Origin of the sequence: Streptomyces ovatisporus, from assembly GCF_042653885.1 — a bacterium.
Classification (GTDB): Bacteria; Actinomycetota; Actinomycetes; order Streptomycetales; family Streptomycetaceae; genus Streptomyces; species Streptomyces ovatisporus.
The window spans coordinates 326,393-336,059 of sequence record NZ_JBHSFH010000002.1; the positions used below are offsets into that span (position 1 = coordinate 326,393).

General features: G+C 71.7%; 8 protein-coding genes. 6 read left to right on the forward strand and 2 right to left on the reverse strand.

What is annotated here, in order from left to right; genetic code table 11:
* Window positions 1–39: 39 nt before the first annotated feature.
* The gene (locus ACFPA8_RS01740; protein ID WP_386441121.1) at window positions 40–1,986 is read right to left on the reverse strand and encodes an alpha/beta hydrolase; all 1,947 of its coding nucleotides are present in this window, start codon (window positions 1,984–1,986) and stop codon (window positions 40–42) included.
* Window positions 1,987–2,258: 272 nt separating this feature from the next.
* Between ACFPA8_RS01740 and ACFPA8_RS01745 the strand changes: the two genes are divergently transcribed.
* The 6 genes from ACFPA8_RS01745 (at window position 2,259) to ACFPA8_RS01770 (ending at window position 9,207) form a co-directional block, all read left to right on the forward strand.
* A complete protein-coding gene (locus ACFPA8_RS01745; RefSeq protein WP_386441124.1) occupies window positions 2,259–2,783 on the forward strand; it encodes a PadR family transcriptional regulator in 525 nt (174 codons plus the stop codon).
* A complete protein-coding gene (locus ACFPA8_RS01750; protein WP_386441126.1) occupies window positions 2,780–3,517 on the forward strand; it encodes an ABC transporter ATP-binding protein in 738 nt (245 codons plus the stop codon). Before ACFPA8_RS01745 ends, ACFPA8_RS01750 begins: the two co-directional genes overlap by 4 nt.
* On the forward strand, window positions 3,514–5,895 hold the full coding sequence (locus tag ACFPA8_RS01755; protein WP_386441129.1) for an ABC transporter permease: 2,382 nt from the start codon (window positions 3,514–3,516) through the stop codon (window positions 5,893–5,895). The genes ACFPA8_RS01750 and ACFPA8_RS01755 overlap by 4 nt, the downstream gene beginning before the upstream one ends.
* Before the next feature lie 232 nt (window positions 5,896–6,127).
* A complete protein-coding gene (locus ACFPA8_RS01760; protein ID WP_386441132.1) occupies window positions 6,128–7,102 on the forward strand; it encodes an SPFH domain-containing protein in 975 nt (324 codons plus the stop codon).
* A 44-nt stretch (window positions 7,103–7,146) separates the two neighbouring features.
* Window positions 7,147–7,473 carry a type II toxin-antitoxin system antitoxin gene (locus ACFPA8_RS01765; protein ID WP_386441190.1) on the forward strand — a complete coding sequence of 109 codons (327 nt, stop codon included), beginning with the start codon at window positions 7,147–7,149 and terminating at the stop codon, window positions 7,471–7,473.
* A gap of 327 nt (window positions 7,474–7,800) precedes the next feature.
* Window positions 7,801–9,207 carry a PP2C family protein-serine/threonine phosphatase gene (locus ACFPA8_RS01770; protein WP_386441134.1) on the forward strand — a complete coding sequence of 469 codons (1,407 nt, stop codon included), beginning with the start codon at window positions 7,801–7,803 and terminating at the stop codon, window positions 9,205–9,207.
* Window positions 9,208–9,261: 54 nt separating this feature from the next.
* Here ACFPA8_RS01770 and ACFPA8_RS01775 read toward each other — a convergent pair whose 3' ends face one another.
* Window positions 9,262–9,501 (reverse strand): DUF5133 domain-containing protein, encoded by a 240-nt coding sequence (locus tag ACFPA8_RS01775; protein WP_386441137.1) that lies wholly within the window; start codon window positions 9,499–9,501, stop codon window positions 9,262–9,264.
* Window positions 9,502–9,667: the final 166 nt, after the last annotated feature.

Consider the following 9,667-nt stretch of genomic DNA (forward strand, 5'->3'; position numbering starts at 1 on the left):
GGTACGGGGCGGCAACGGGCGGCAACGGACCGTACGGGATCAGTACGGGGCCTTGCGGGCGTCCATGTGCTGCTTCAGCCGCCGCTGATCGGTGGCGCTCCAGCCGTCGGGGGGCGCCACGGCGCCCCACGCCTCCACCGAGCCCGTGCCGTAGCGGTGACCGTGCGGCGCGTCCACCTCGTAGGAGACGGCGAGGTCGACCGTGGTCTGCCAGAAGGTCACGAACGGGAACCAGCCGACCTCCTCCGTGATGTCCGGGCCCAGCGGTTCGCTCAGCCACCGCGGCCGTTCCAGCGCCAGGTCCCACGACCACCACACGATCGCGTCCGAGGCGTTCTGCAGATAGACCACCCGCGGACCGTGCCAGGGGCCCGGAGGACGGGCGAGGTCCTTCTGCGGCCACTGCGCGAACCGGAAGTGGCGGCCTTCGTCGTACTGCGGACGCCACACGGGGCTGCCGGCGTCGCGGTGGGCGGTGAGTTCCCGTCGGATGGGGGAGAAGTTCGGCGAACCGGCGAGCACCGCCCCGTCCACCTTCGACAGCAGGTCGCGCGGCCCGTCGAAGGCCGCCTCGATGCCGTACGCGCCGAGGCTCTCGCCGAAGACGACCAGCCGCGGACGGTTCTGCGGCGGCTCCTGCAGCCAGCGTGCCCGCACCGCCTTGACCAGCGCGCGGTTGGCCCGGCCCGCCTGCTCCTTGTCGACGACGAAGGAGACCCAGCTGGGCAGGTACGAGTACTGCATCGCCACGATCGCCGTGTCGCCGCCGTGCATGTACTCGAGAGGCTCGGCGTCGGTGGAGTTGACCCAGCCCATGCCGGTCGTGCCGGCGACGGCCAGCACCTCGCGGCTGAAGGCGCCCGTGCGTTCCAGTTCGGCTACGGCGATCTCGGCGCCGGCCTCGTACGTCGCGGCCTCGTCGCCGTCGGCCGTCTGGGACTCGATGCTCTGTTTGCCGACGTAGACGCGTACGGGTTCTTTCGCGGGACGCCGCGTGATCTTGCGGATCTCCCGGGCAGTGAGTGTCGAGGCGGTGAAGTTGCGGCCCTCGTAACCCAGTTCGTCCCACTTGACCAGGGAGCCGGGGCTGCCGGAGACGTACGGGGAGCCCGACTGGACCATGCCGGCCCTGGTGCCGTCGTTGGTGGCCGCCGCGATCCGGGACACGATGTCGATGACGCCGCGGTCGAAGACGACGTCGCGGGTGCCGACGACCACCACCGACGCGCTGATCAGCACACCCGCCACCACGGCCACGGGCCGCGGCACGAACCGGCACAGCCCGCGGATCAGCTCCCGGGTGCACAGCCGGACCGTACGGGCGAGGAGCAGCAGCACGCCGCACAGGCCCAGCGCCAACAGCGCGATCATCATCGAGTGCCAGGTCAGGGTCTCCGGCAGCTCCTGCAGTACGCGCAACTCGCGCTGCATGCGGGCGCTCTCGGAGAGGGCCAGCACGGTGAGCCCCGGTGCGAGCACGCAGTACGCCTGCCAGGCGTGCGCCCGCGCCCGTTCGCCCGGCAGCCGGAGGGGGAAGGGCAGCCGGCCGCGTGCCCGCGCGAGTGATCCGCGCACCAGCCAGCCCAGCAGCGAACCCACGGCATAGCCGATCGCGGCTGTGATGCCGCCGATGACGCCCTGGAGGAGCCAGGGCCGCGGCACCAGGGAGGGGGTGAGGGAGAGCCAGAAGAAGACGGTGGCGGCGCACGCCGCGGTCAGGTCCGGCCAGCGGCGCACCAGCCAGGAGGGGTGGGGGCGCTGCCAGTACGGGCGCCGGGCGACGCCGAGCAGGCGGCGGGTGTGCCGGGCGACTGCCGTGCCGAGGCGGCTCGGGAGTGCGGGGCCGGGGGAGCGGCCGTCTGCGGGTGCCGACGGCTCCGCGCCGGGGCGGTAGTTCAGGGGCGCTCCGGGGAGGCCGGGCGCACCGGGCTGTTCGTACGGGTACGTCCCGGAGACGGGAGCGCACTCTTCCGCAGTGCGTGCCATTGATCGCACCCCCCGGTCCTCGACCACGGCGCGGCACCGCGAACGGGTGCCGGTATCGCTGACGCAGGACCGGGGGCGCGGGTTGCCCGCGTGGGCGGCGAGGAGCGGGGGCGACGCAGGCCGGGTCGTCGGGGCGGGGCCCGGGGGCGCCGCGGCGGACACCGCGGCCGAATTCGCCGCCGGGCAACGGGATTGCAGGCTGCCGCGCAGGTCGGGGCAGTCTTCCCGAGTTCTATACACCAGGCGTATACATGCTGTGTATAGTCTCCGCCATGTCCATCAGTCACACCCTGCTCGGTCTCCTGGAGTCCGGCCCCCGCCACGGTTACGACCTCAAGCGGGCCTTCGACGAACGCTTCGGCCACGACCGCCCGCTGCACTACGGGCAGGTCTACTCCACGATGTCGCGCCTGCTGAAGAACGGCCTCGTGGAGGTCGACGGCATCGAGGCGGGCGGCGGGCCCGACCGGAAGCGGTACGCCATCACCGACGCCGGCGTCACCGACGTCGCCGAGTGGCTCTCCCGCCCCGAGAAGCCGGAGCCGTACCTGCAGAGCACCCTGTACACGAAGGTGGTGCTCGCCCTGCTGACCGGACGCGACGCAGGCGAGCTGCTCGACAGTCAGCGTGCCGAACACCTCCGCCTCATGCGGGAGCTGACCAGGCGCAAACAGGGCGGGGACCTGGCGGACCAGCTCATCTGCGACCACGCCCTGTTCCACCTCGAAGCCGACCTGCGGTGGCTGGAACTGACGGCGGCGCGACTCGACAAGCTCGCCTCGGAGGTACGGCCATGACACCCCCCGCACCGACTGCCTCGCTCCCCGGGGACGACGCCGGCGCCTCCGAAGGGGCCGGAATCCTGCTCTCGGCAGCGCAGTTGCACAAGGCCTACGGCTCGACGGCCGCGCTCGACGGCGCCGACTTCGAGATCCACGCCGGTGAGATCGTCGCCGTCATGGGGCCCTCCGGCTCCGGCAAGTCGACGCTGCTCCACTGCCTCGCCGGGATCGTCCCGCCCGACTCGGGCACGGTGACGTACCGCGGCCGGGTGCTCTCGCAGATGTCCGACGCCCGGCGCAGCGCGCTGCGCAGGCGCGACTTCGGTTTCGTCTTCCAGTTCGGCCAGCTCGTCCCCGAGTTGAGCTGCCTGGAGAACGCGGCGCTGCCGCTGCGGCTCGCCGGTCTCAGCCGCAGGGAGGCCGAGTCGCGTGCCTCCTCGTGGCTGGAGCGGCTCGAAGTGGACGACGTACGCAGCCAGCGTCCCGGTCAGGTGTCCGGCGGTCAGGGCCAACGCGTCGCTGTCGCCCGCGCGTTGGCCGTCGGCCCGAGCGTGCTCTTCGCGGACGAGCCGACCGGCGCGCTCGACTCGCTCAACGGCGAGCGCGTGATGCAGCTCCTGACCGAGGCGGCCCGCGAGACCAACGCGGCGGTCGTCCTCGTCACCCACGAATCGCGGGTCGCCGCCTACTCGGACCGCGAGGTCGTCGTACGGGACGGACGCGCCCGAAGCATGGCCGGTGCCCTGTGAGCGCCGGTACGGCGACCCGGGAGGGCGCAGATGCGCGGGCCGGGGACGAGGGCGGCGGTCCCGGCGCCCCGCCCGAAGGCCGGGCGCGCCCGGCGGACTGGGCCCGCGACCTGGCCATGGGCGCACGCTTCGCCACGAGCGGCGGCCGGCAGGGGTGGTTGCGGACGCTGCTGACGGCCGTCGGCGTCGCGCTCGGTGTGGCCGTACTGCTGCTCGCCGCGGCGGTTCCGGAGATCGCCGCCGGCTTCGACGCCCGTGAGCAGGCCCGCTCCGGCGCGTTCCTCGCAGCCCGTGAGGACGCCGAGCCGACCGAATACACCGTTCTCACGAAGGACGCCAACACCCACTACCGCGGCGACGATCTCTACGGGCGGCTCATGCAGGCGGACGGGGGGAGTCCCGCGAAGCCGCCCGGCCTCCGTGACATTCCCGCAGCCGGCGAACTGGTGGTCTCGCCCGCGCTGAAGAGACTGCTGGCATCCCCGGAAGGCGAACACCTCGCAGAGCGGCTCGACGGCCGTGTCACCGGCGTCATCGGTGAGGACGGACTGCTGGGCCCCGGTGAACTCGCCTTCTACAAAGGGGCGGACGACCTCTCGGTCGCCCAAGGCGCCAGCCGCGTCGACGACTTCAGCGCTGCGCAGCCCGACGAGGCTCCCCTCGATCCGGTGCTGGTTCTGCTGATCGTGGTGGCGTGCGCGGTGCTGGTGATGCCGGTCGCCGTCTTCATCGCCACAGCGGTGCGTTTCGGCGGCGAACAGCGCGACACCAGACTCGCGGCCCTCCGTCTCGTGGGTGCCGACGCGGCCACGACCCGGCGGATGGCTGCAGGGGAATCGCTGGTCGGCGCGGTGCTGGGTGTGCTGCTGGGAGGCTGGTTCTTCCTGCTGGGGCGTGTCTTCATCGGCAAGATCGAACTCTTCGGCTTCAGCGTCCACCCCGCTGACGTCGCTCCCGCCACCGGACTCGGGATTCTGATCGTTCTCGGTGTGCCCGTGACGGCTGTCGCCGTCACCATCGTCGCCCTGCGCGGTGTCGCCATCGAACCCCTCGGCCTCGTACGCAAGTCGGAGCAGCGGGCCAGACGCGTGTGGTGGCGGCTGCTTCCGCCCGTGGCGGGTGCCGCGCTGCTGCTGCCGCTCGCGGGATCGGTGACGGGCGACGACGCCTCCGTGAGCGGGGTGCAGGTCACTGCGGCTGTCGTACTCCTGCTCGGCGGGGTGGCGCTGCTGCTCCCGTGGCTGGTCGAGCGGATCGTAGGGCGGCTGCGCGGCGGGCCGGTGTCCTGGCAGCTCGCCACCCGGCGGCTCCAGTTCAGCAGCGGCAACGCCTCACGCGCCGTCAGCGGCATCACGATCGCGGTGGCCGGAGCCATCGCACTGCAGATGCTCTTCGCCGCGGTGGAGACCGATCAGACGCTGAAGGGCGACGACGGTCCGGAGAAGAGGACCCTGGCCAACATCTACGGACCCCACACCACACCCGGTCGCGCGGAAGCCCTGACAGCGAAGCTCGAACGGGCCGGCGGCGTACGCGAAGTGACGGGCTTCCTGCAGGCTTACGAGCCCGTCAAGCGGGAGGAGATGGCCGGCATCGCCGTCGGCCGCTGCGCGACGTTGCGCAAGCTGGCCCACATCGACGACTGCAAGGAGGGCGAGGTCTACAAGGTCCCTCCGGAGAGGGACGAGACCGGTGCCCCGCCGACCGGTACGGCCTTCGTGCTCGGGAAGGGCGACGCCAGGACGACCTGGCGGGTTCCCCGTGCCCGTACGGTCCGGGGCATCGAGGGGCCCGAAGGCGGGACCGTGGAGGGCCTGTTGGCCACTCCGTCGGCACTGCCCGCCGAGCTGCTGAACGAGCCGTCGTACCGCGGGTGGGTCGTCGCCGACCCGACCGGAGCGGCGCTGGAGAACCTGCGCACGGCCGTCTTCCAGGCGGACCCTTCCTACTCCGTCTTCGAGACCTCCGACGAGGCGGTGACGGCGGAGTTCACCACCATCCGGCGCGCGGTGCTCGCGGCGGCCGTGGCGGTGCTGCTGCTGATCGGGGCCAGCATGGTCGTCTCGATGCTGGAGCAACTGCGGGAGCGCAAGCGTCAGTTGTCGGTCCTGGTGGCGTTCGGCACCAGGCGGGCCACGCTCGGCGCGTCCGTGCTGTGGCAGACGGCGCTGCCGGTCGTGCTGGGAATCGGTCTGGCCGTGGTCTTCGGGCTGGGGCTCGGCTGGGGGCTGCTGCGCCTGCTGGACGCGCCCACCACGGACTGGCTGGTCTTCCTGCCGGTGGCCGGTGCGGGTGCGGGAGTGATCGGACTGGTGACGCTCGTGAGCCTGCCGTTCCTGTGGCGGATGATGCGCCCGGACGGGCTGCGTACCGAGTGACCTGGACGGATACGCGGCCACCACCGCCGTGACCGTGCACAGGTCGTCCAGTCGGCGGTTCCGGCCAGGCCCCCATGCTGGCCGGAACCGCGCTTCTGCGTTAAAGTGATATCACTTTGCTAGACGGTCGGGTACGGTCCACGCAGTCCGGCCGAGGAAGAAGCAGAGCGCCGGATGCGGAGCCCGTGTCACATCCGCGTCCGCGACACACAAGCGAAACGGGGGAACCCTGATGTCCGCTCAAGAACCCACACCCGCCACACCCGACCCCGCGAAGGCGGCCGACCCGCAGGACCTGCCCGACATGCCCGACCCCGAGGTCCGCGAGGTCACCGCGCACAGCATCCCCGGCGGACTGGCGCTGCTCCTCGGCCTCATCGGCTTCCTGCTCGGCGTGGGCGGCATAGTCCTCGGCGGCGGGTTCGCCGCCGACGGCGACACCGGACTCGGCGCGGTGCTGATCGTCGTGGGCGTCGTCGTCCTGATCGGCTCGATCTTCGCGATGTGCGGCCTGAACATGGTCGCGCCGGGAGAGGCCCGCGTCGTCCAGCTCTTCGGGCGCTACACGGGGACGATCCGTACGGACGGCCTGCGCTGGGTCAATCCGCTCACGAGCCGGGCGAAGATCTCCACGCGGGTGCGGAACCACGAGACGGCCGTCCTCAAGGTCAACGACGCCTACGGAAACCCGATCGAGCTCGCCGCAGTGGTCGTGTGGCAGGTCGCGGACACGGCACAGGCGACGTTCTCCGTGGACGACTACGTCGAGTTCGTGTCCACCCAGACCGAGGCAGCCGTACGTCACATCGCGATCGAGTACCCCTACGACTCGCACGACGAGGACGGGCTGTCGCTGCGCGGCAACGCCGAGGAGATCACCGAGAAGCTCGCCGTCGAACTGACGGCACGCGTCAGCGCCGCGGGCGTGAAGATCATCGAGTCCCGCTTCACGCACCTCGCCTACGCGCCGGAGATCGCCTCCGCCATGCTCCAGCGGCAGCAGGCGGGTGCCGTGGTCGCCGCCCGCAAGACGATCGTGGAAGGGGCGTGCGGCATGGTCGAGGACGCCATCACGCGCATCGCCGCCCAGGACTTCGTCGAGCTGGACGAGGAACGCAGGGCCTCGATGGTCAGCAACCTGCTGGTCGTGCTCTGCGGTGACCGCTCGCCCCAGCCGGTGATGAACACGGGAACGCTCTACCAGTGACCGACCCTCCGGAACGTGCGGAAGCCGCGGAACCGGAGCCGGCTGTGCCGTCGCAGGAGGGGCCCTCGCCGGAGGGCTCCTCCCGCGGAGAGGCGCCCGAGGCGGACTCCGCCGGCACGGCTGACGGCTCCGGCGCCGCGGACGCACCGCGCCAGAGACCCGCCCGTCGGCCCCAACGGCAGCGCAAGCAAGTGCTGTTGCGGCTCGACCCGGCCATCTACGACGCGATCGCGCGCTGGGCGGCCGAGGAGCTGCGTTCCACCAACGCCCAGATCGACTACCTGCTGCGCAAGGCACTCGCCGACGCTCGGCGACTGCCGGGGCACGCCCGCCCCCATCCTCCGCGGGGCCGTCCGCGCCGCGAGGACTAGCTGCCCGGGACGGACATGTGCGAGCCGCCCGGGCATCCCGGGGTCGCGCGCCGGGGCCGGCGCACCCTGCCCGTCGCCCGGGACCGCTCACCGGATGTGAGCCGGACGGCAGCATGGCGCACCTGCGGGCCGGACCTCTCTCCCCGCCCTGCCTCACCGTCATCCGATCAGGCCACCGCGCGTGGCGGCTGCGTCCCGCCGCTGCCGATACTGCGGGGAGGAGAACCGCCCTGCTCGTTCTCGGACATGCGTCGCCGGCCGTCACGCGGCGCGCGGCGTCCGGCCGTACGGGCAGGCGGTTCCGGCGGCAACGGAAGGGCGCGGACCGTGACCCACGGCCGAGGGTGGATGAGCGACCTGCTGGCGTCGGTTCAGGCGGCGCCACCGGTGAAGTCGGTCGAGGTGATGGAGCGGATCCTCAAGGAGAAGTTCTCCGCCCTGGACGTCTCCTTCATGATCACCGACCTCGGCGGCAACGCCGTGGTGCGTCTGACGGGCTTCCAGGACGAGATCGGCGAGGGCGAGCCCGAGCGGTTCGCCCTCGCGGGAACGCTCTACGAGCGCGTGATCCGCTCCCAGCAGCTCTGGGTCGACGACGGCAGCCGCGCCGACGCCCACGAGGACCGTCTCGCCGGTGACGGCGAGGACCGTCTCGCCGGTGACGACGAGGACCGCCGCGCCGGTGACGGCGACCGAGGACCGGAGGAGCGCGGCGGGGACTCCGGCTCCGCGATGCAACGCACCTCCCACGTCGTCGCACCCGTCTCCGACCGGGGCGACGCGATCGGCCTCCTCGAACTGACGCTCCCCGGCGCTCCCGGCCGCGAGATGCTCCAGCGCATCGCGGAAGCGGCTCACGCGCTCGCCTACGTCGTGATCGTCAACAGGCGTTTCACCGACCTCTTCGAGTGGGGGAGGCGGAGCACCCGGATGTCCCTCGCCTCCGAGATCCAGCACCGTCTGCTGCCCGAGTCCTTCACCTGCGACGCGGGCCCGTTCATCGTCGCCGGATCGCTGGAACCGGCCGCCGAGATCGGGGGAGACACCTTCGACTACGCCCTCAACCGTTCAGGTCTCCACTTGTCCCTCACCGACGCCATGGGCCACGACGTACGGGCCGCGCAGCTGGCCACGGTGGTGGTGAGCGCCCTGCGCAACGCACGCAGGGCGGGGCTCGACCTCGTGGCGCAGGCGTCCGCCGCCAACGTCGCCGTCGCCGAGCACGCCGTCCAGGAACACCGTGCCGTCGTCACGGAGTCCGCGAAGGTGCAGAACGCTCTCGCCCGGCACGGCGCGCAGGCCATGGCCACGGGACAACTGATGTGGGTGTCCTTCGAGACGGGCGCGGCCACGTACGTCAACGCCGGACACGTGTGGCCTCTGCTGCTGCGCGGGGGCCGCGTCCGGGAGATCACCCCGCTCGTCGACCTGCCCTTCGGCGTCGACCCCAAGCACGAGTACCGGCTCCAGACGCTCGACCTGCGCAAGGGCGACCGGCTGGTGCTGATCACCGACGGGATGCTGGAGCCCGGTGGCGACCCGCGTTCCCTGAGCCGCCTGATCGAAGAGACCGCCACGCAGCATCCCCGGGACGCGGTACGCGCCTTCACCAGGTCCGTCCTCCACGCCACCGGCCACGACCCGCGTGACGACGCGACGGTGCTGTGCCTGGAGTGGTCCGGGGCCGCCTGGTCCGATCGCGACGCCCCGTGGGACGGGCACCTGCAGGTCTGAACCCCGGCCAGGGTTACGGACGGGCGGACTGACGGATGGGCGGATCGACGGTGCTCAGCGCGCGTTCCGGGCGGCGAGGAGGGAGTCGTCGTGCGGACGCGCTCCGGGCAGACGGTGCCGTGCGGCGACGAGGGCCGCGTCGATGTCGTTGGTGCCGGTGGCGATGCACAGGCTGTACGCCACGTCGTCGAGGCGACGGCGGGCTTCGGGCGTGCCCTCCTCCGCGTGGAGCTCGCGGAGAATCTCGTACTGCTGGAGCGTCTTGTCCAGTACGGCGGAGTGGGCCATCAGCATGGCTTGCCTCCTTCTGTCGGTTCTCCGGGAAGCCTGCACGGCGAGCGGGCCGCTCAGCAAATCCGGCCGCCCGCGAGCCCGGCGTCCGGCAGTTTTAGACCTAGATGTATTGATCACGAGCGTTGTTGACACTCATGGGTCTTGATCATGGCGAAGACCTCCGCTG